This window comes from Methylobacterium tarhaniae (assembly GCF_001043955.1).
GTDB lineage: Bacteria > Pseudomonadota > Alphaproteobacteria > Rhizobiales > Beijerinckiaceae > Methylobacterium > Methylobacterium tarhaniae.
Map to the genome: position 1 here is coordinate 1 of NZ_LABZ01000036.1, position 18,001 is coordinate 18,001.

Annotated in this window: 18 protein-coding genes, 1 rRNA gene and 1 pseudogene; 8 read left to right on the forward strand and 12 right to left on the reverse strand. The window is 69.8% G+C overall.

The genetic code is table 11. The features are described 5' to 3' along the window. From glmM to pal, 5 genes and pseudogenes are all read right to left on the reverse strand, one after another. Nucleotides 1-209, reverse strand: a pseudogene (gene glmM, locus VQ03_RS06345) (phosphoglucosamine mutase); the annotation flags it as partial. A gap of 194 nt (nucleotides 210-403) precedes the next feature. Further along, the gene (gene ftsH / locus VQ03_RS06350) at nucleotides 404-2,326 is read right to left on the reverse strand and encodes an ATP-dependent zinc metalloprotease FtsH (protein WP_048450035.1); all 1,923 of its coding nucleotides are present in this window, start codon (nucleotides 2,324-2,326) and stop codon (nucleotides 404-406) included. A 149-nt stretch (nucleotides 2,327-2,475) separates the two neighbouring features. After that, a complete protein-coding gene (gene tilS / locus VQ03_RS06355) occupies nucleotides 2,476-3,534 on the reverse strand; it encodes a tRNA lysidine(34) synthetase TilS (protein WP_083467816.1) in 1,059 nt (352 codons plus the stop codon). Nucleotides 3,535-3,544: 10 nt separating this feature from the next. After that, entirely contained in the window at nucleotides 3,545-4,489 is a 945-nt protein-coding gene (ybgF, locus tag VQ03_RS06360) for a tol-pal system protein YbgF (RefSeq protein WP_048450052.1), read from the reverse strand. A gap of 145 nt (nucleotides 4,490-4,634) precedes the next feature. Continuing rightward, nucleotides 4,635-5,171 (reverse strand): peptidoglycan-associated lipoprotein Pal, encoded by a 537-nt coding sequence (pal, locus tag VQ03_RS06365; RefSeq protein ID WP_048450036.1) that lies wholly within the window; start codon nucleotides 5,169-5,171, stop codon nucleotides 4,635-4,637. A 389-nt stretch (nucleotides 5,172-5,560) separates the two neighbouring features. Between pal and VQ03_RS06370 the strand changes: the two genes are divergently transcribed. After that, entirely contained in the window at nucleotides 5,561-5,989 is a 429-nt protein-coding gene (locus VQ03_RS06370) for a response regulator (protein ID WP_048450037.1), read from the forward strand. A 6-nt stretch (nucleotides 5,990-5,995) separates the two neighbouring features. On the opposite strand, the gene VQ03_RS06375 is transcribed toward VQ03_RS06370, so the two are convergent. Beyond that, nucleotides 5,996-6,442: a low affinity iron permease family protein gene (locus VQ03_RS06375; RefSeq protein WP_048450038.1), complete on the reverse strand. Its 447-nt coding sequence runs from the start codon at nucleotides 6,440-6,442 to the stop codon at nucleotides 5,996-5,998. A gap of 327 nt (nucleotides 6,443-6,769) precedes the next feature. On the opposite strand from VQ03_RS06375, the gene mgtE reads away from it, so the two are divergent. After that, complete coding sequence (gene mgtE, locus VQ03_RS06380) at nucleotides 6,770-8,137, forward strand: magnesium transporter (RefSeq protein ID WP_048450039.1); 1,368 nt, start codon at nucleotides 6,770-6,772, stop codon at nucleotides 8,135-8,137. Between the two features lie 137 nt (nucleotides 8,138-8,274). On the opposite strand, the gene VQ03_RS06385 is transcribed toward mgtE, so the two are convergent. Both VQ03_RS06385 and VQ03_RS06390 read right to left on the reverse strand, forming a co-directional pair. Next, nucleotides 8,275-8,799 (reverse strand): CoA-binding protein, encoded by a 525-nt coding sequence (locus VQ03_RS06385; RefSeq protein ID WP_048450040.1) that lies wholly within the window; start codon nucleotides 8,797-8,799, stop codon nucleotides 8,275-8,277. Next, nucleotides 8,796-9,578 (reverse strand): enoyl-CoA hydratase, encoded by a 783-nt coding sequence (locus VQ03_RS06390; protein ID WP_048450041.1) that lies wholly within the window; start codon nucleotides 9,576-9,578, stop codon nucleotides 8,796-8,798. Before VQ03_RS06390 ends, VQ03_RS06385 begins: the two co-directional genes overlap by 4 nt. Nucleotides 9,579-9,674: 96 nt before the next feature. On the opposite strand from VQ03_RS06390, the gene VQ03_RS06395 reads away from it, so the two are divergent. The 3 genes from VQ03_RS06395 (at nucleotide 9,675) to rpsI (ending at nucleotide 11,245) form a co-directional block, all read left to right on the forward strand. Then, the gene (locus tag VQ03_RS06395; RefSeq protein ID WP_048450042.1) at nucleotides 9,675-10,106 is read left to right on the forward strand and encodes a PaaI family thioesterase; all 432 of its coding nucleotides are present in this window, start codon (nucleotides 9,675-9,677) and stop codon (nucleotides 10,104-10,106) included. Between the two features lie 184 nt (nucleotides 10,107-10,290). After that, nucleotides 10,291-10,752: a 50S ribosomal protein L13 gene (gene rplM, locus VQ03_RS06400; RefSeq protein WP_048450043.1), complete on the forward strand. Its 462-nt coding sequence runs from the start codon at nucleotides 10,291-10,293 to the stop codon at nucleotides 10,750-10,752. Nucleotide 10,753: 1 nt separating this feature from the next. Then, nucleotides 10,754-11,245 carry a 30S ribosomal protein S9 gene (gene rpsI / locus VQ03_RS06405; RefSeq protein ID WP_048450044.1) on the forward strand — a complete coding sequence of 164 codons (492 nt, stop codon included), beginning with the start codon at nucleotides 10,754-10,756 and terminating at the stop codon, nucleotides 11,243-11,245. Nucleotides 11,246-11,323: 78 nt separating this feature from the next. Here the strand turns inward: rpsI and VQ03_RS06410 are convergent, their stop codons facing one another. Next, complete coding sequence (locus VQ03_RS06410) at nucleotides 11,324-11,845, reverse strand: DUF5872 domain-containing protein (protein ID WP_048450045.1); 522 nt, start codon at nucleotides 11,843-11,845, stop codon at nucleotides 11,324-11,326. A 250-nt stretch (nucleotides 11,846-12,095) separates the two neighbouring features. Here VQ03_RS06410 and argC point away from each other — a divergent pair, with 250 nt between their 5' ends. After that, the gene (argC, locus tag VQ03_RS06415; RefSeq protein WP_048450046.1) at nucleotides 12,096-13,037 is read left to right on the forward strand and encodes an N-acetyl-gamma-glutamyl-phosphate reductase; all 942 of its coding nucleotides are present in this window, start codon (nucleotides 12,096-12,098) and stop codon (nucleotides 13,035-13,037) included. Nucleotides 13,038-13,311: 274 nt separating this feature from the next. Here argC and VQ03_RS06420 read toward each other — a convergent pair whose 3' ends face one another. The 3 genes from VQ03_RS06420 to VQ03_RS06430 all read right to left on the reverse strand — a co-directional run bounded on the left by VQ03_RS06420 (nucleotide 13,312) and on the right by VQ03_RS06430 (nucleotide 16,196). Further along, nucleotides 13,312-14,016, reverse strand: a complete 705-nt coding sequence (locus VQ03_RS06420; protein ID WP_048450047.1) for a glutathione S-transferase N-terminal domain-containing protein — start codon at nucleotides 14,014-14,016, stop codon at nucleotides 13,312-13,314. Between the two features lie 184 nt (nucleotides 14,017-14,200). Next, the gene (locus tag VQ03_RS06425; RefSeq protein WP_280948445.1) at nucleotides 14,201-15,136 is read right to left on the reverse strand and encodes an NAD(P)-dependent oxidoreductase; all 936 of its coding nucleotides are present in this window, start codon (nucleotides 15,134-15,136) and stop codon (nucleotides 14,201-14,203) included. Next, on the reverse strand, nucleotides 15,111-16,196 hold the full coding sequence (locus VQ03_RS06430; RefSeq protein ID WP_048450049.1) for an isocitrate/isopropylmalate dehydrogenase family protein: 1,086 nt from the start codon (nucleotides 16,194-16,196) through the stop codon (nucleotides 15,111-15,113). Before VQ03_RS06430 ends, VQ03_RS06425 begins: the two co-directional genes overlap by 26 nt. Before the next feature lie 113 nt (nucleotides 16,197-16,309). Here VQ03_RS06430 and VQ03_RS06435 point away from each other — a divergent pair, with 113 nt between their 5' ends. Together VQ03_RS06435 and VQ03_RS34275 are read left to right on the forward strand one after the other, a co-directional pair. Further along, entirely contained in the window at nucleotides 16,310-17,458 is a 1,149-nt protein-coding gene (locus tag VQ03_RS06435) for an epoxide hydrolase family protein (protein WP_048450050.1), read from the forward strand. A 474-nt stretch (nucleotides 17,459-17,932) separates the two neighbouring features. Continuing rightward, nucleotides 17,933-18,001, forward strand: a 16S ribosomal RNA gene (locus VQ03_RS34275); the annotation flags it as partial.

The window sequence follows — 18,001 nt, forward strand, 5'->3', positions numbered from 1 at the left end:
TCCATCCCCACCGAGGTGAAGCCGGCGATGAGCGCGGTCTCGATCATGTAGCCCGACAGGCGGGTGTCCTTGCCGATCACCACGCGATGACGGTGGTCCCCGCGCTGGAACACGAGCCCGGCGGCTTGCCCCACCTTGAGCGCGAGTTCCGGCGTGATGGTGCCGTTGGCCCGGCCCCGGATGCCGTCGGTCCCGAAATACTTACGCACGGCGATCAACTCCCTGTCCCGTTCCGGGCCGAGCAGCATGGCGGCGCGAGCCGTTGCGCCAAGCCGTTACCGCCTGTCCCGCACGCGGTCGCACACGGTCTGGGTTATTTTGCGGCTCACCACCCAAGAGCAAGGGGCGGCGGGATCGCTCCCGCCGCCCCTCGTGGCGAAAATCGGATGGTGTGGATTCCGGATCAGGCCTGCGGCTGCGGCTCGTAGCCGCCGTCGTTCTCCCGCGGCCGGCCGCGGCCGGCGGAGGGGACCGGCGAGCCGCGGGACGGGTTCGTCGGGTAATCGCCGGCGTCGCGCACCGGGGGCTTGCCGTCGAGAAGGTCCCGGATCTCGTCGCCCGACAGGGTCTCGTACTCGAGCAGGCCGCGGGCCAGGGCCTCGAGATCGGCGCGCCGCTCGTCCAGGATGCGGCGGGCATCCTGGAGGCCGGCCTCGACGAGGCGGCGGACCTCGGCGTCGATCTTCTGGGCGGTGGCCTCCGACACGTTCTGCTGCCGGTTGACCTGCATGCCGAGGAAGACCTCGTCGTTGTTCTCGCCGTAGGCGACGGTGCCGAGTTCGGGCGAGAAGCCCCAGCGGGTCACCATCATGCGGGCGAGGCGGGTCGCCTGCTCGATGTCCGACTGCGCGCCGGAGGTGACCTTGTCGTGGCCGAAGATCATCTCCTCGGCGACGCGGCCGCCCATCATGATGGCGAGGCGCGAGGTCATCTGCTCGAAGGACATCGACAGCTTGTCGCGCTCCGGCAGCTGCATGACCATGCCGAGCGCCCGGCCGCGGGGGATGATCGTCGCCTTGTGGACGGGATCGGTCGCCGGGACGTTGAAGGCCACGATGGCGTGCCCGCCCTCGTGATAGGCGGTCAGCCGCTTCTCGTCCTCGGTCATGACGAGGGTGCGCCGCTCGGCGCCCATCATCACCTTGTCCTTGGCGTCCTCGAACTCGTGCATCGTCACGATGCGCTTGCCGCGGCGGGCCGCCAGCAGGGCCGCCTCGTTGACGAGGTTCATCAGGTCGGCGCCCGAGAAGCCGGGGGTGCCGCGGGCGATCACCTTCAGGTCGACGTCGGGCGAGAGCGGCACCTTGCGGACATGGACGCGCAGGATGCGCTCGCGGCCGATCACGTCCGGGTTCGGCACGATGATCTGGCGGTCGAAGCGGCCCGGACGCAGCAGGGCCGGATCGAGCACGTCGGGGCGGTTGGTCGCCGCGATGATGATGATGCCCTCGTTGGCCTCGAAGCCGTCCATCTCCACGAGGAGCTGGTTGAGGGTCTGCTCGCGCTCGTCGTTGCCGCCGCCCAGGCCCGCGCCGCGGTGGCGGCCGACGGCGTCGATCTCGTCGATGAAGATGATGCAGGGGGCGTTCTTCTTCGCCTGGTCGAACATGTCACGGACGCGGCTGGCGCCGACGCCGACGAACATCTCGACGAAGTCCGAGCCCGAGATGGTGAAGAACGGCACGTTGGCCTCGCCCGCGACCGCCCGGGCGATCAGGGTCTTACCGGTACCGGGGGGGCCGACCAGCAGCACGCCGCGCGGGATGCGGCCGCCGAGGCGCTGGAACTTCTGCGGGTCGCGCAGGAACTCGACGATCTCCTGCAGGTCCTCCTTGGCCTCGTCGACGCCCGCCACGTCCTCGAAGGTGACGCGGCCATGGGCCTCGGTCAGCAGCTTCGCCTTGGACTTGCCGAAGCCCATGGCTCGGCCGGCGCCGGACTGCATCTGGCGCGACAGGAAGATCCAGGCCCCGATGAACACCAGGATCGGCAGCCAGTTGACCAGCAGCGCGATGAACCACGGCGTGTTGTCGGAGGGCGGACGGGCGGTGATGGTCACGCCCTTGCCCTGGAGCTTCGACACCAGCGAGGGGTCGTTCGGCGCGTAGGTCGTGAACGTGCCGCCGCTCGTGTAGGTGCCGCTCACCTCCTGGCCGGAGATGACCACGCTCTGGATGCGGCCCGCCTCGGCGTCGTTCAGGAGCTGGCTGTAGGCGATCTCCCCGCCGCCCGAGCGGTGACCCGGGTTCTGGAACAGGGTCACGAGGGCCAGCACCAGCAGGAAGATGACGACCCACAGGGCGAAATTGCGGAAATTGGGGTTCATCGAAGAGTCAATCCCTGAGGAGCGCGGCACCGTGCGGGCGTGCTGGTAAGGGCACCGGCACTCGGACCGCAATGTAGGCACCCACCGGGAACTTGCCAAGTAATCGCCCGGCACCTGCGGCGCCACGCGCCCTCGGACTCACCGAAACGTCAGGCCGGACGCGGTTTTGGCGAGCGCCGCGGCGGCTCCGGCCCCAGGGTCAGCCGCCCGCCGCCGGCCGCCAGGAGGAGGCCCGCGACCGTGCGCCTGCACGTTCCCCCCTCCCGCAAAGCCGGCAGGACCTGGCCGAGGAGGATCCGTTCCAGCCGCTCCAGCCGCGGCGGATAGGCCGTGGCCTCCCCCTGCAATCCTGCCGCCGCGAGAGCGACGACCCGCAGGGCCACCGCGTCGGGCAGTGCGGCGAGGCCGCGTCCGTCCAGGACGAGGCGCCCCTCCCCGCCCGGATCGGGGCGGCACAAGGCGCGCAGGGCCGTCTCGGCCGCCTCGGACAGGGCCGCCTCGTCGCGGCGCAGGCGGCCGGCGAGGCGGGCGAGGCGCCCGGCGGTCAGCCCCTCCTCGGCGAGGAGCGGCAGCAGGCGCCGCAGCCGGGCGCGGCCGAACCGCGGATCGGTGTTGGAGGGGTCGCGCACGAACGACCAGCCCCGCGCCTCGCAGGTCGCGACGAGGCGGGATTTCGGCACGCTCAGGAACGGCCGGCCGAGGGTCAGCCCGTCGAGGGCACGGGTCGGCGCCATCCCGGACAGGCCTGCGGGACCCGACCCGGCGCAGAGGCGCATCAGTACGGTCTCGGCCTGGTCGTCGAGGGTGTGGGCGGTGAGGACGAGGTCGGCGCCGACCTCGCGGGCGAGATCGGCGAGGAGGCGGTAGCGGGCCGCCCGCGCCGCCTCCTGGAGCCGCGCCGCCGGCTTCGGACCGACCCAGGCGAGGGTGCGGTGGGCGAGGCCGAGGCGCGCGGCGAGGACGGCCACGCCGGCGGCTTCGGCGGCCGATCCGGGGCGCAGGCCGTGATCGACGGTGGCGACGACGAGAGGAATTCCAGCCTGCCCGAGGGCGGCGCAGCCCATCAGCGCCGTCGAGTCGGGGCCGCCGGACACCGCCAGCACGGCGCCGCGGAAGGCGGCGTGGCCCCCGATCCAGGGTGCGAGGAGACCGGCGCCCTCCGCCGGGCCGAGAGGCCCGTCGGGAGACGGCCCGTCCGGGCGGCTCACGCCGCGTCGCTCACGCCGCGCAGCGCGCGCGCCGCTGCTCCCGGTCGACCCCCTGCTTCACGTTCGCGGAGGCTTGCGGGAACTTGCGCTCCAGCTCGGCCAGGGTGGCGCAGGCCTGCTCGCGGGCGCCGAGCGCATTGAGCGAGGCGCCGAGCTTCAGCATCGCGTCCGGCGCCTTGCGCGAGCGGGCATAGTCGGTCGAGACCTTCAGGAACTGCTCCGCCGCCTCGCGGGTGCGGTTGCGCTGCAGGTAGCTCTCGCCGAGCCAGTAGGTCGCGTCCGGCACCAGGGCGTCGCGGGGATGCGACTGGATGAACTGGCGCAGGCTCATCTCGGCCTGCTCGTACTGGCGCTGCAGCACATAGGCGTAGGCCGCCTCGTAATCCGCCTTCGCGTCGCCGGTGCCGGTGGCGGCGACGCTGGCTGCGGGCCGCGGCGCCGGGGCTGCCGGCGCGGCGGCCGGGCGGGATGGCGGGCGCAGGTCCACCGGCTCGCCGTATTCGGGCGTCTCGTCCTCGATGGCGGCGCGAGGCGGAGCGAGGGCGGCGGTGGCGCTCGGGGTCGCCGGAGCGGCGGCGGCCGAGCGGGGCGCCTGCGACGGCGTCGTCGCGCCGAGGGCCTGGGGTGCGCCCGGCGCGCCGGGATTCTGGGACGGGTCGAAGGCGTCGCTGCGCTTCTGGGGCTTGGCCTGCGGGGTCGCGGCCGCCGGCTTCTGCCCGCCCTTCATCTCCTGGAAGCGGAACTCGACGTCCTCCTGGAACTTGCGCAGCTGCTCCTTGAGCTGGCGGTTCTCGTACTGGAGCGACTCGATCTGGCCCGCCATCTGGCGCGACTGGTTCTCCAGCCGGTTGAGGCGCACCACGAACTCGGCGGCATCCTGGGCTACGACCGGGGACGCGGCGGCGAGGGCCAACCCTGAAACGGCAAGGGGAGCGAGGAGCAGGCGGCGAAGCATGGCGGGGCGCATCACGGCTCGGGTCAGGCGGCGGGTCCGCACTCGGGAGGGCGGGTTAGCAGATGCCGCGGCTCCCGGCAAAAGGGGCGGCAGGCGCCGCCGCGTTCACCTCGGATGGGGCGGCGGTGGCCGCCGCCCCCTGCCCTCACGAGCCGGCGCCGCCGTCCAGCACCGTGACGGCGCGGCGGTTCTGCGACCAGCACGAGATGTCGTTGCAGACCGCCACCGGGCGCTCCTTGCCGTAGGAGACGGTGCGCATCCGGTTCGACCCGATGCCCCGGGAGGCGAGGTAGTCCCGCACCGCCTGCGCGCGGCGGGCGCCGAGGGAGAAGTTGTACTCGCGGGTGCCGCGCTCGTCGGCATGGCCCTCGATCAGGAAGGTGTAGCGCGGGTAGCGCGACAGCCACTGAGCCTGCTTGTCGAGGGTCGCGGTGGCGGTCGAGGTCAGGTCGGTCGAGTCGGATTCGAAGAAGACCCGGTCGCCGACATTGACCACGAAGTCCTGGGCGCTGCCCGGGGTCGCCGGCCCGCCGCGGCCGCCATAGCCGCCGGCTCCGCCCGCCCCGTAGGCGGCCGAGGCGTCGGCGAGGTCGTTCTTGCTCGCGCAGGCCGCCATCGACAGGGCGAGCCCGAAAGCGGCGGTGATCTTGAGCGCGCGCAGGGGCGCGAGCGGCAGCGGCATCGACCAAACTCCTCTGGCGGCCTCGATCGAGGCCGCACCCGGCGAGGCCCGAGCCGCACGAAGAGCCCGGCGCCGCCGCAACACAACACGCCATCGTCCATAGTCCCGGGCGGTTAAGCGAAGGTTCCGTCAAGCTTGACGGTCCCTTGCGACCTCCGCGAAACCTCTCGGCGCCGGGACGTTCATGCCGCCCGGACCGTGCCCCGGCGATGCGCGGGGCGAGCGCCAGACACCTTTGAAATACGGCCACGCTGCGGCGCAAGATGCCGCCGCGGGCGCGTTCCCGAAGCGCGTTGCAGTTCCGCAACAACGCGGCGTGGGCTCGATTGACGTTTCGTTAACCAATACCGCCGACCGTCACCGGAACGACCGCCGAGATCCCCCTCGCGATGCCCGCGCTCCCACCCGATTCCCGGACGTCCCAGCCCGGCACCAAGCCCTGCGTGCTGATCGTCGAGGACAGCTACATGCTGCTCGAGCTGCTGGTGACCCTATGCGAGCAGCACGGCGTCGAGACGTTGACCGCATCGAGCGGCCAGGCAGCCCTGGACCTGCTGCGCCGGCACGGAGCGCGGATCGACTGGCTCCTCACCGACATCCGTCTCCCCGGCCCCGTCGACGGGTGGACGGTGGCGGAAGCCTATCGTCTGATCCAGCCGCATCGGCCGGTGATCTATTCCTCGACCACCGCCAACCTGAGGCGCCCTGCGGTGCCGGGCAGCATCTTCGTCACCAAGCCCTTCGTGATCGCCGACATCCTGCGCCTCGCCCGGATGATGGCGAGCGAGGTCGAGGCGTCGCGCCGGCTCTGCGCCTGAGGCCGGTCAGGATCCGGTCGCGGTCCGGGCGGCCGCCGCGGCCTTGGCGTTGGCGCTCTCCTCGGCGGCGTCCGCGGCCTCGCTGAGGCGAAAACTCCGCGCCCGCTCCTCGCAGCGGGAGCGCAGGGTGTCGAGCTCTTCCTCGGTCAGGTGCTCGATGCCGATATAGGCGTTCTGGGCCGCGCTCGCGCGGATCAGCTCGTCGAGCTTGGCCTGGATCGCCGCCCCGTCGCGGTTCTGGGTGTTCTGGATCAGGAACACCATCAGGAACGTCACGATGGTCGTGCCGGTATTGATGATCAGCTGCCAGGTGTCCGAGTAGTGGAACAGCGGGCCGGTCACCGCCCAGGCCATGATCAGGAGCAGGCTCGCCGCGAAGGTGCCGGGTCGGCCCGCCGCACGGGCCACCGAGGCGGCGAAATCCGAGAAGGTGGGGGCGCGTGTCGTTGCCATCGTGGTTCCCGCAGCGGCCCGGATTCCCGGAGGATTTCCCAAAGGTTTCCGGCAACTCCGGGCTGATGAGCTTCCGCTTACGAATTCCGATCCCGCTCCCACGGTTCCCCTCTTGACGCGGTCCCTGGCCCGGCGCAGTGACGGGCTGCCCACGGCGCGCCTTCGCGCCGCAGCATCTCCGGACAACCCGCACTCCATGCCGAGCGACAGTCACAGTCGACCGCCCTTGCCGTCTCCGGCCTGAGGTCCCGCGCCCGCCTTCTTCCGCGGCGCGCCGCGACCGGCCGGCGACGGCCGGCCGACGCCAGACGCCCGAAGAGGTGAGCCATGATCGACACCGTGACCGACGCCCCCGTCGAGCCCGCCGCCCTCGCCGCGCGCCTGTCCGACGAGAGCGCCCCCGACATCGTCGAGGCCCTGAACCGGGAGGCACCGGAGGTGGCGGCCGCGATCCTGCTGAGCCTGCCGCACGACCGCGCCGTCGAGGTGCTGGACCAGCCCGAGCTCGACTGCACTCCCGACATCATCGAGATGCTGCCGCGGGACCGCGTCGCCTCGTTCCTGTCGGGCATGTCGGCCGACCGGGTCACCGACGTGATCCGGGAGATCGAGGAGCCGGGCCGCTCGGACCTGCGCGCCCGCCTCGACGCCGAGACCCGGGGCGCGGTGGACAAGCTCATCGCCTATCCCGAGGAGAGCGTCGGCTCGATCATGACGACGGAGTTCGTCGCCGTGCCGACGACCTGGACCGTCGGGCTCACCCTCGACTACATCCGCAAGGTCGAACGCACCCGCGAGACGGTCTACTCGATCTTCGTGCTCGATCCGCGCACCGGCGCGCTCGCCAAGGCGGTGCCGCTGCGCCGGCTGATCACCGGCAACCCGGAGGACGCCATCCTGTCGGTGGCGCCGAACCGCCGCCCGGTGGTGGTCTCGGCCGATGCCAGCCGCGACGAGGCCGCCCGCCTGATCTCGAAATACGATCTCCTGGCGATCCCCGTGGTGGATGCCAGCAACCACGTCGTTGGCATCGTCACCGTCGACGACGTGATCGACGCGATGATCCAGAAGCAGACCGAGGACGTGCAGCGCTTCGGCGGCATGGAGGCGCTCGACGAGCCCTACATGTCGATCAACTTCCTCACCATGATCCGCAAGCGGGCCGGCTGGCTCTGCGTCCTGTTCCTCTCCGAGATGCTCACCGCCAGCGCGATGCAGGGGTTCGAGGGCGAGCTGGAGAAGGCCCTGGTGCTGACCCTGTTCATCCCGCTCATCATGAGCTCGGGCGGCAATTCGGGCTCGCAGGCGACCTCGCTGCTGATCCGGGCGCTCGCCCTGCACCAGGTGCGCCTCGCGGACTGGTGGCGGGTGGCCCTGCGCGAGATCCCGGCCGGCCTGACGCTGGGCGCGATTCTCGGCGCGATCGGCGTGGTGCGGATCGTGATCTGGCAGAAGCTCGGCTTCTACGATTACGGCGAGCACTGGTTCCTGGTCGCCGCCACGGTCGGCACGGCGCTCGTCGGCATCGTGCTGTTCGGCTCGCTCACCGGCTCGATGCTGCCCTTCATCCTCCAGCGCGTCGGCTTCGACCCCGCCACCGCCTCGGCCCCGTTCGTCGCGACCCTCGTCGACGTCTCGGGACTGGTGATCTACTTCACGGTGGCGCTGGTGATCCTGAAGGGGACGTTGCTGTAGGCGAGTGAGCTCGATCAAATCTCTCTGACGCCCCCATCAAACTCTGCGTTATCCCGGGACTCGCCGCAGGCGAGAACCCGGGATGACATTGAGGATGCCGGCGTCGTCGCGCGCGCCGACAGGCCCCGGACGCATCCTCACCTGTCCTCGATCGTCAGCTTCTGGAACCCCTTGGCCGCCAGCTTCGGCCGCTTGGCGCTCAGGATGCGGGAATTCACCCCCGTCCAGCCGATCTCGCCCGACAGCCGGCCGTACTCGATCTTCGGGCAGCGGTTCATCACCACGGTGACGCCCCGCGCCTCGGCCCGCGCCGCCCCTTCGTCGTTGCGCACGCCGAGCTGCATCCAGATCACCGCCGGCAGCGGGTCGAGGGCCAGGGCCTCGTCGACGAGGGGACCCGCCGCCTCGGAGTTCCGAAAGATCTCCACCATGTCGACCGGGTGAGGAAGATCGGCGAGCCGCGCCACCACGGGCCGGCCCAGGATCTCGCCGCCGGCGAGGCCCGGATTGACCGGGATCACCTGGTAGCCGCGCTCCAGCAGGTACTTGGTGACGATCCAGCTCGGCCGGGCCGGGTTGGCGGAGGCGCCGACGAGGGCGATGCTGCGCACCTGCCGCAGGATCTTTCGGAGGGCCTCGTCGTCGTAACGGTCGTGGTTCATCGGGCCGCCTTCTTGTCGAGGAACGCCGCGATGCCGTCCTCGGCGGCGCGGGCCAGCATGTTCTCGGTCATCACCCGGCCCGCATGGGCGTAGGCCTCGGCCAGCGGCATCTCCAGCTGCTCGTAGAAGGCGCGCTTGCCGACCCGCACGGTGTAGGCGCTGCGCGCCGCGATCCCGGCGGCGAGGGCCTGTGCCTGGGCGAGCGCCGTGCCGGCAGGCACCACCCGGTTGACGAGGCCGAGCGCCCTCGCCTCCTCGGCGTCGGCCATCTCGGCGGTGAGCAGCATCGCCATCGCGGCCTTGCGCGACAGGTTGCGCGAGAGCGCCACCATCGGGGTCGAGCAGAACAGGCCGATCTGCACGCCCGGCGTGGCGAAGCGCGCCTCCTCGCCCGCCACCGCGAGGTCGCAGGAGGCCACCAGCTGGCAGCCCGCCGCGGTCGCGATGCCCTCCACGGCGGCGATCACCGGCTGCGGCAGGGCGGGAATCGCCATCATCACCGACGAGCAGAGGTCGAACAGGTCCTTGAAGCGCGCGGCGCCCCGGTCTCCTTCCGCCCGGTAGGCGGTCATCTCCTTCAGGTCGTGGCCGGCGCAGAAGGCGGGTCCCTCGGCCGCCAGCACGACGGCGCGCACGCTCTCGTCCGTGGCGAGCCGCGCGAACTCCTCCGACAGGGCGGTGAGCATGGCGTGCGAGAGGGCGTTGCGGGCCCGCGGCCGGTTGAGACTCAGGGTCGCGACGCCGTCGCGGTCGTCGCGGAGGAGCAGGATATCGGACATGCGGGCTCGTTTGAGGGCGAAACGGATGGCCTATTGTCCGGTGCCGGGCGCCGTGCTGCAAGATCGTGCATAACCACAACCGGAAACGTCCCACGCATGCCTGCTGCCCTCCTGATGGACCGCGACGCGGTCGCGGCCTTCCTCGACGAGGCCTTTCCGCAGATCCATCACGGCGGGCCGGGCCCGGTGGTCGAGAGCGTGGGGCCGCTGACCGCCACGATGCGCCTGCCCTACCACGAGCGCCACCTGCGGCCGGGCGGCACGCTGTCGGGGCCCGCCATGATGGGGCTCGCCGACGTGGCGCTCTACGTCGCGATCCTGGCCCAGATCGGCCCGGTGGCGCTCGCCGTCACCACCAACCTCTCGTTCAACTTCATGCGCAAGCCGGCGCAAGCCGATCTCCTCGCCGAAGCCCGCCTGCTCAAGCTCGGGCGCTCGCTCGCCGTCGGCGAGGTGCTGATCCGAAGCGTGGGCCAAGACGACCTCGTCTGCCACGCCACCGGCACCTACGCGATCCCGCCCAAATAGCGGTATCATGATACCGCTATATCGAAGCCGCTCGAAAACCTCGCTTTTTTGACATTTCGGATTTTCCGGTTCGCTTGACGCGGGTGGGAACCTCCGTTAATGAGCCGGCATCGCAGCTGCGCGTTCGTCACTGACCGCGGCGGCGTCCTGTTTTTTTCGTCAAGACTTCCGGGACCTATCCGCGATGAAGACCTTTTCGCTGAAGCCCGCCGACGTCGACAAGAAGTGGGTGATCATCGACGCGGAGGGCCTCGTGGTCGGCCGCCTGGCGTCGATCATCGCGATGCGTCTGCGGGGCAAGCACAAGCCCCAGTACACGCCCCACGTCGATTGCGGTGATAACGTCATCGTCATCAATGCGGAGAAGGTGAAGTTCACCGGCCGCAAATATAACCAGAAGGTGTACTACCACCACACTGGTTACCCGGGCGGCATCAAGGAGCGCTCGGCCAAGTTCATCCTCGAGGGCCGCTTCCCCGAGCGCGTCGTCGAGAAGGCCGTGGAGCGCATGCTGCCGCGCGGCCCGCTGTTCCGGCAGATCCTGGGCAACCTCCGGGTCTACAAGGGCAACGAGCACCCCCACACCGCCCAGCAGCCGGAGACGCTCGACGTCGCCGCTCTCAACCGCAAGAACGTGAGCGCGTAAGATGGCGACCCTTCAGTCTCTCGCCGACCTCGGTCAGGCCAGCAAGGCCCAGAACCTCTCGCAGGGCGAGAACGAGGCCCCGGTCCATGTCCAGAAGCTGGACTCCCTCGGCCGCGCCTACGCCACCGGCAAGCGCAAGGACGCGATCGCCCGCGTGTGGATCAAGCCCGGCGCCGGCAAGATCACGGTGAACGACCGCCCGGTCGACACCTACTTCGCCCGCCCGGTGCTGCGCATGATCCTGCAGCAGCCGCTCCAGGTCGTGGACCGCGTCGACCAGTACGACATCGTCGTGACGGTGGCCGGCGGCGGCCTCTCCGGCCAGGCCGGCGCGGTGCGCCATGGCCTGTCCAAGGCCCTGACCTACTACGAGCCTGAGCTGCGCAGCCCGCTGAAGCGCGAAGGCTTCCTGACCCGCGACCCGCGCGTGGTCGAGCGCAAGAAGTACGGCCGCAAGAAGGCCCGCCGCAGCTTCCAGTTCTCGAAGCGCTAATTCGACCTTTCCGGTCACTGCAAAAAGGAGGGCGGGCCCGCGAGGGTCCGCCCTTTCTGCATTGGTCGGAGCTTGCGTTCAGGCGCTCAGCGCCCGCTCCAGCTCGCCCTTCGACATGCTCGACCGGCCCGGGATCTTCTTCGCCCGCGCCTTCTGCATCAGCTCGGCCTTGGTCGGGCCGCCCCGGCTGCCGCCGTCATGCGAGGCCTTGCGGGCCGCGGCGGCCTTCTTCGCCACGTCCTTCGGCTGCTTCGAGTGCTGCTGGCCCTTGGCGCTGTCGGCGCGCTTCTTGGCCGTCGAACGCTTGTACTCGTCGTCGGAGAGCGATTCGCGGGTTTTCTTCGGCAGGTAGCGCTCGCCGGTCTCGCCGCTCTTCTTCCCCGACTTCGTGCCCCATTCCTCGTCGGTCCACTGCTTGAGGTGGTTGTCGGACGACTTCTTGCCTTCGTAGCCGCCGCCCTCCTCCTTGTATTCCTGGACTGCCATCTGGGCCTTGCGGGCCGACCATTGGCCGGGCTTGCCGCCCTTCGAGGATCGGGTGACGTCCTTCTTCACCGTCTCCCACAGCTTCGGGTCGGTCTTCTTGGCGGTTCCGGCCATGATGCGCTCCTGCTGTCGTCTGCCTTTGATCTGGCAGCACAACCGGAGCGAGCCGGCGGGGTTCCTCTGGGGCGAGCCACTCCGGGGAGGTCTCCTGTGGACGGGCCTGTGACACGAGATCGTCGCGAAACGCACGGCCCACTTCCGGCCGCTGAGAATCGTCATTGCCGATTGACTTGACGGCTCCCCGACCCCAATCACCACGCGCGTCGTTCGGCATCGGCCGATCCGCGCCACGGAGCTTTCGCCCATGACCCGCAAGCACAGCCCGAGCGTCTTCATCGACGGCGAGGCCGGCACGACCGGTCTCGGCATCCGCGAGCGCCTGGACGCCTTTACCGACATCACCGTCCGATCGATCCCGCATGAGAGCCGCAAGGACCCGGAGGCGAAGCGCACCCTCCTGTCCGAGGTCGACCTCGTCATCCTCTGCCTGCCCGACGACGCCTCGCGCGAGACGGCGGCGCTCGCCGATTCGCTGCCCGGCGGCGGCCCGCGGCTCCTCGATGCCAGCACCGCCTACCGGGTCGATCCGGCCTGGACCTACGGCTTCGCCGAACTGGCGCCGGAGCAGGAGGCGGCCATCCGGGCCTCGCGCCGCGTCTCCAACCCGGGCTGCTACCCGACCGGCGGCATCGCGCTCCTGCGCCCGCTGATCGATGCCGGTCTGATCCCGGCCGATCATCCGATCAGCATCAACGCGGTTTCGGGCTATAGCGGCGGCGGCCGCAAGATGATCGAGGCCTACGAGGCCGGCAAGGCCCCGGCCTTCCAGCTCTACGGCCTCGGCTTCGGCCACAAGCACCTGCCCGAGACCCAGAAGTACAGCGGCCTGACCCACCGCCCGATCTTCGTGCCGTCGGTGGGCAATTTCCGTCAGGGCATGCTGGTGTCGATCCCTCTGCATCTCGACCTGCTGCCCGGCAAGCCCACGACCGGCGACCTCGAGGCCGCTCTTATCGCCCGCTATGCCGGCGCCAAGCTGGTCAAGGTCGTGGCCCCGGCCGAGGATGGCGCCGACCGTGAGCGCATCGAGCCCGAGGCGCTGAACGACACCGATAAGCTTGAGCTCCGGGTGTTCGGCTCCGACACGCATCGCCAGGCGGTGCTGGTCGCGCGTCTCGACAATCTCGGCAAGGGTGCGTCGGGCGCCGCGGTGCAGAACCTGCGCCTGATGCTCGACCTCGACTAGGATCCGGTCGCCGGACGGCTCGAAAGACCCCTCCGGCGATCCAGAGAGCCTGTTTGATCAACCCGACAGCTTCACCCCTCGATGTCGTCCCGGGGCCCGCCGCGGCTGAGAACCCGGGACCCATAGTCGCCGAGGGGAGAACGACGTAACCAGCCTTCCGCTTCATCCTGAAGCGTCGGCGGTTATTTATGGATCTCGGGCTCCGCTTTCGCCGCCCCGGGATGACGATGAGGGTTCGAGTCCGGCCTTCTCGATCGAGCCGACTCTGAAAGAACTATTTTCGCGACGGAATCTCCAGTCCCCGCTGGACCGCCGGCCGGGCGAGACCCCGCTCCAGCCAGGCCGGGACGTGGGTGAGCGCGTCGTACTCCACCAGCTGCCGTGCCTCGTAGAAGCCGATCAGGTTGCGCACCCAGCCGAGCATCGCGATGTCGGCAATGGTGTAGTCGGCGCCCATGATCCAGTCGCGGCCGGCGAGCCGCGTCTCCAGCACCCCGAGCAGCCGCTTCGACTCGTCGCGGTAGCGGTTCAGCGGCCGCTTGTCCTCGATCTCGCGACCGGCGAATTTATGGAAATAGCCGAGCTGGCCGAACATCGGCCCGAGCGCCGCCATCTGGAAGAACAGCCACTGCGCGGTCTCATAGCGCCCGGCCGGATCGGCGGGGATCAGCCGCCCGGTCTTCTCTGCCAGATAGAGCAGGATCGCGCCCGATTCGAACAGGGCGAGCGGGGTGCCCCCCGGCCCTTCCGGATCGATGATCGCCGGGATCTTGCCGTTGGGGTTGAGCGACAGGAATTCCGGATTCCAGGTCTCGTTCTTGCCGATATTCACGGCGTGCGGCTCGTAGGGAAGCCCCAGCTCCTCCAGCGCGATCGACACCTTCACGCCGTTCGGCGTCGGCCAGGAATAGAGCTGGATCCGGTCCGGATGACAAGCCGGCCAGCGCGCGGTGATCGGAAAGGCGGAGAGGTCGGGCATCGCGAAGCAGCTCCCTTCAGGGGGCCGCGACGATACCCGCCCTCCCCGGCCGGGCAAGCCGTCTGTCATACCCCCACGCCTTCGCATCGACGTGTCGATGCGAAGGCGTCCGGCGCATCAGCGCCGACGCCCGTTCGGGCTTGCCTCGCGCCTTCGAACAAGTCTGTTCGAAGGCGCGACGGTATCAGTTCTTCGCCGTGAAGTGCCTGACCACCAGCGGCAGGTGGTCGGCCCCATGCCCGCCCTCGACCAGGCCGTCGAGATCGGTGAGGACGCCCTCGGCGACCGCTCGCTCGGCCCCCAACCCCTCGGCCATCGCCACATAGTAGCCCAGGTCCTTGCGGGCATTGGCGATCGAGAATCGCATCGGCGAGGAATCGCCCGCGAGCAGGAAGGGCGAGAGCCGGTCGAGGGCCGCGCCGTGCCCCCCACCCTTGCGCAGCACGTCGACCAGAACCTCGGGAGCGATGCCTGCCTTGCCGGCGCAGGCCGCCGCCTCGGCGATCAACGTAACGGAGCCGAGCGACACGTAATTGTGCAGGAGCTTCAAGGTGTGACCCGCCCCGGCTTCGGTGCCGGCATGGAAGATGTTCTCCGCGAAGGCCGAGAGCAGCGGCTGCATCGCCTCGAACAGGTCGGGCACGGCCCCGACCAGCAGGTTCAGCCGTCCTTCCGCCGCCTCCTTCGGCGTGCGGGTCATCGGCGCATCGAGGAAGCGTCCGCCGGCTTCGCGCACCGCCGCCGCGACCCGGGCCGTCGAGGCCGGGATCGCGGTCGAGCAATCGATCACCACCGTGTCCGGCCGCAGGGAGGCGAGCAGGCCGCTCTCGCCGAAGAGCACATCCTCGACCTGCGGCGTGCCGGTGACGCACAGGATGACCACCTCGCTCGCGCGCGCGAGCGCCGCCCGGTCGGCATGGCGCGTCGCCCCGAACGCGTCGAGGTCGTCCGTCGGCTGGTTGCCCGGATGGTCGAGGTAGCCGAGCGGCCAACCCTTGCGGGCGAGATTCAGGGCGATGCCGTGCCCCATCAGTCCGACGCCGACGACGCCCACACTCTGCTTGCTCATGTTATTCGTCTCCCGAAGATAGGAATCAGGCGAGTGCCCGGCGCACCGCATCCGCGACCTCGGTGCAGGTCGCGCCGCCGCCGAGATCGCGCGGCACCGCCCGGCCCTCGCGCAACACCGTGCCGACCGCCACCTCGATCCGGTCCGCCGCCGCGGCGAGCGCCGCGTCGCCCTTCCGGTCCGCCAGCCAGCGCAGCATCATCACCCCCGACAGGATCGTGGCGATCGGGCTCGCGACGTTCTGCCCGGCGATGTCCGGCGCCGAGCCGTGGGCGCCCTGGAACAGGGCGTGGGTATCGCCGATCTCGCCCGAGGGCGAGATGCCCATGCCGCCGACGGTCGCGGCACCGAGATCCGAGATGATGTCGCCGAACATGTTCTCGGCCACGATCACGTCGTAGAAGTCCGGCCGCTTGAGCATGTGCACGGTGATCGCGTCGGCATAGGCGTAGTCGATGGCGATGCCCGGATACCCGGCATGCACCTCGTCGCAGATCCGGCGGAAGAAAGCGTACGATCGCAGGATGTTGGCCTTGTCGCAGACCGTCACCCGGCTCTGCCCGTCCCGCGGCGCGCCGGACCGCTTCGCCGCGAGATCGAAGGCGAAGCGCGCCACCCGCTCGGTGCCCTTGCGCGTCACCACGAGGCTGTCGGAGGCGATCTCGTCGCGCAACACCACGCCGGCGCCGCGGCTGGCATAGAGCCCCTCGGTGTTCTCGCGCACGATGACGTAATCAATCCCGCCGCTCTCGAACGCGCGCAGGGGCGAGAGCACGCCGGGCAAAAGCTTGATCGGCCGGACATTGGCGTAGAGGTCCAGGCGGAAGCGCAGGCGCAGGTGCAGGTCGTTGCCGACTTCCGTCCCGTCCGGGTAGACCACGCCCGGCAGGCCGGCCGCCCCGTGCAGGATGGCGTCGGCGTCGCGGCATCCCGCGAAGGTGTCGTCCGGCAGGACTTGCCCGCTCGTCACGTAGTGGCCGGCGCCGCCCTCCAGCATCTCGAAGGCGAGGGTGCCGGCGCCGCAGGCTTCCGTCAGCACCGCCATCGCGGCCCGCGTCACCTCGGGCCCGATGCCGTCACCCTCGATGGTGGCGATGCGATATTGCGCCATTTCTCCACTCCTCCCTTGAGATCCGTCGACAGCGCGGAACCTTTGCGGGGGCGCCTAGCATGGCGCCGCGGGCCGCGACATCCGGTCCGACGCTTGACAGGGAGGAGCCGCCGATGACGGGAGAGCCGTTCACCTATCACGTTCCCGATGCCGCACTCGCCGACCTGCGCGAGCGCCTCGCCCGCACCCGCCTGCCCGATCAGGCCCCGGAGGCGCCTTGGACCTACGGCACGGACGTCGCCTACCTCGCCGATCTCGTCGCCTATTGGCGCGACCGGTTCGACTGGCGTGCCGAGGAGGCGAAGCTCAACGCCTTCCCGCAAACGATGGTGCGGGTGGGCGAGATCGACATCCACTGCCTGCACGTGCCGGGCCGGGGACCGTCGCCCCGTCCGCTCCTCCTCTGCCACGGCTGGCCCGGCTCGGTGTTCGAGTTCCTCGACCTCATCCCGCGCCTGACCGACCCGGCCCGCTTCGGCGGCAAGCCGGAAGACGCCTTCACGGTCGTGGCGCCGTCGCTCCCCGGCTACGGCCTCTCCTTCCGCCCCGGCCAGCCGCGCCTCGGCGTCGAGGAGATCGCCGACCATTTTGCGGAGCTGATGACGCGCCTCGGCTACGATCGCTTCATGGCGCAGGGCGGCGACTGGGGTGCCTTCATCACCACGCGCCTCGCCTGGCGCCATCCGGAGCGGGTCGAGGGCCTGCACCTCAACATGCTGCCGGTGCGTCGCGACCTCTCCGGCCGCGACGCATCGCCCGAGGAAGCCGCCCATTATGAGCGCGTCTCCGCCTGGCTGAAGGAAGAGACCGGCTACCAGTGGATCCAGGGCACCAAGCCCCAGACCCTGGCTTTTGCCCTCACCGATTCACCCGCCGGCCTTGCCGCGTGGATCGCCGAAAAATTCCGTTCCTGGTCCGATTGCGGCGACACGATCGAGAGTGCGATCCCCCGCGACCGGATGCTCGCCAACATCTCGCTCTACTGGTTCACCGGCGCGATCGGCTCGTCGTTCCATCCCTATTATTCCCGGATGCACCGGCCCTGGCCGATCCCGGACGGCGAGACGGTCCGGGTGCCGACCGCTTACGCGGCATTTCCGAAGGAGATGGTCCGCCCGCCCCGCTCGCTCGCGGAACGAACGATGTTTTCGGATCTCCGCCGCTGGACCGAGATGCCGCGCGGCGGCCATTTCGCGGCCCTCGAACAGCCGGATCTCCTCGCCGAGGATGTCCGGGCCTTTGCCGGGACGCTGCCGCGTTAGGGTTGCGCGGCTCGGTCTTGAACGCACGGCGTATCGTCCCATCTAGAGCATACGCCGGCGACAGGGCTCGGGCATTCCCCATGCCCTGCCCTCGTCGCCCCGGCCGCGATCCTTCGGGGTTCGGCCGAGTTGACAGGCGAGCCGGCTACCCTTAGACAGCCGCTCACCGACGGGGCGCCGAGCAAACGGCCTGCCCCACCGGACTTCCTCAGAGACGGGCAAGCAAGGGCCAGGGCGACCTGGTTCGGCTTTCTGTTCTCCGGGGTACGAGATCTGGCTCCAGCCCGATCGGCTCTTTGACAAGTTCATCTGAGAAAGAGAAGCGTGGACGGCGTCGTCCCTGCGGATCCGGGTTTCGGCCTGGATCGTGAGTAGGATGATGCTGGTCTGACGTTTCGGTGCTCACACGATTGGCGGAAACGCCGATCGGTTGTGTGCTTCCGTTTATGTTGTGATCAGCTATGATCAGCTCTTCAACTTGAGAGTTTGATCCTGGCTCAGAGCGAACGCTGGCGGCAGGCTTAACACATGCAAGTCGAGCGG

Coding starts and splice junctions, on each gene's coding strand:
- VQ03_RS06430 (WP_048450049.1), bottom strand. CDS start 16,196: ATGGCGCAATATCGCATCGCCACCATCGAGGGTGACGGCATCGGGCCC.
- pal (WP_048450036.1), bottom strand. CDS start 5,171: ATGCCGCTGCCGCTCGCGCCCCTGCGCGCGCTCAAGATCACCGCCGCT.
- VQ03_RS06420 (WP_048450047.1), bottom strand. CDS start 14,016: ATGCCCGACCTCTCCGCCTTTCCGATCACCGCGCGCTGGCCGGCTTGT.
- mgtE (WP_048450039.1), top strand. CDS start 6,770: ATGATCGACACCGTGACCGACGCCCCCGTCGAGCCCGCCGCCCTCGCC.
- VQ03_RS06390 (WP_048450041.1), bottom strand. CDS start 9,578: ATGTCCGATATCCTGCTCCTCCGCGACGACCGCGACGGCGTCGCGACC.
- rplM (WP_048450043.1), top strand. CDS start 10,291: ATGAAGACCTTTTCGCTGAAGCCCGCCGACGTCGACAAGAAGTGGGTG.
- rpsI (WP_048450044.1), top strand. CDS start 10,754: ATGGCGACCCTTCAGTCTCTCGCCGACCTCGGTCAGGCCAGCAAGGCC.
- ybgF (WP_048450052.1), bottom strand. CDS start 4,489: ATGCTTCGCCGCCTGCTCCTCGCTCCCCTTGCCGTTTCAGGGTTGGCC.
- VQ03_RS06375 (WP_048450038.1), bottom strand. CDS start 6,442: ATGGCAACGACACGCGCCCCCACCTTCTCGGATTTCGCCGCCTCGGTG.
- VQ03_RS06385 (WP_048450040.1), bottom strand. CDS start 8,799: ATGAACCACGACCGTTACGACGACGAGGCCCTCCGAAAGATCCTGCGG.
- VQ03_RS06435 (WP_048450050.1), top strand. CDS start 16,310: ATGACGGGAGAGCCGTTCACCTATCACGTTCCCGATGCCGCACTCGCC.
- VQ03_RS06425 (WP_280948445.1), bottom strand. CDS start 15,136: ATGCGGTGCGCCGGGCACTCGCCTGATTCCTATCTTCGGGAGACGAAT.
- VQ03_RS06395 (WP_048450042.1), top strand. CDS start 9,675: ATGCCTGCTGCCCTCCTGATGGACCGCGACGCGGTCGCGGCCTTCCTC.
- VQ03_RS06410 (WP_048450045.1), bottom strand. CDS start 11,845: ATGGCCGGAACCGCCAAGAAGACCGACCCGAAGCTGTGGGAGACGGTG.
- argC (WP_048450046.1), top strand. CDS start 12,096: ATGACCCGCAAGCACAGCCCGAGCGTCTTCATCGACGGCGAGGCCGGC.
- ftsH (WP_048450035.1), bottom strand. CDS start 2,326: ATGAACCCCAATTTCCGCAATTTCGCCCTGTGGGTCGTCATCTTCCTG.
- VQ03_RS06370 (WP_048450037.1), top strand. CDS start 5,561: ATGCCCGCGCTCCCACCCGATTCCCGGACGTCCCAGCCCGGCACCAAG.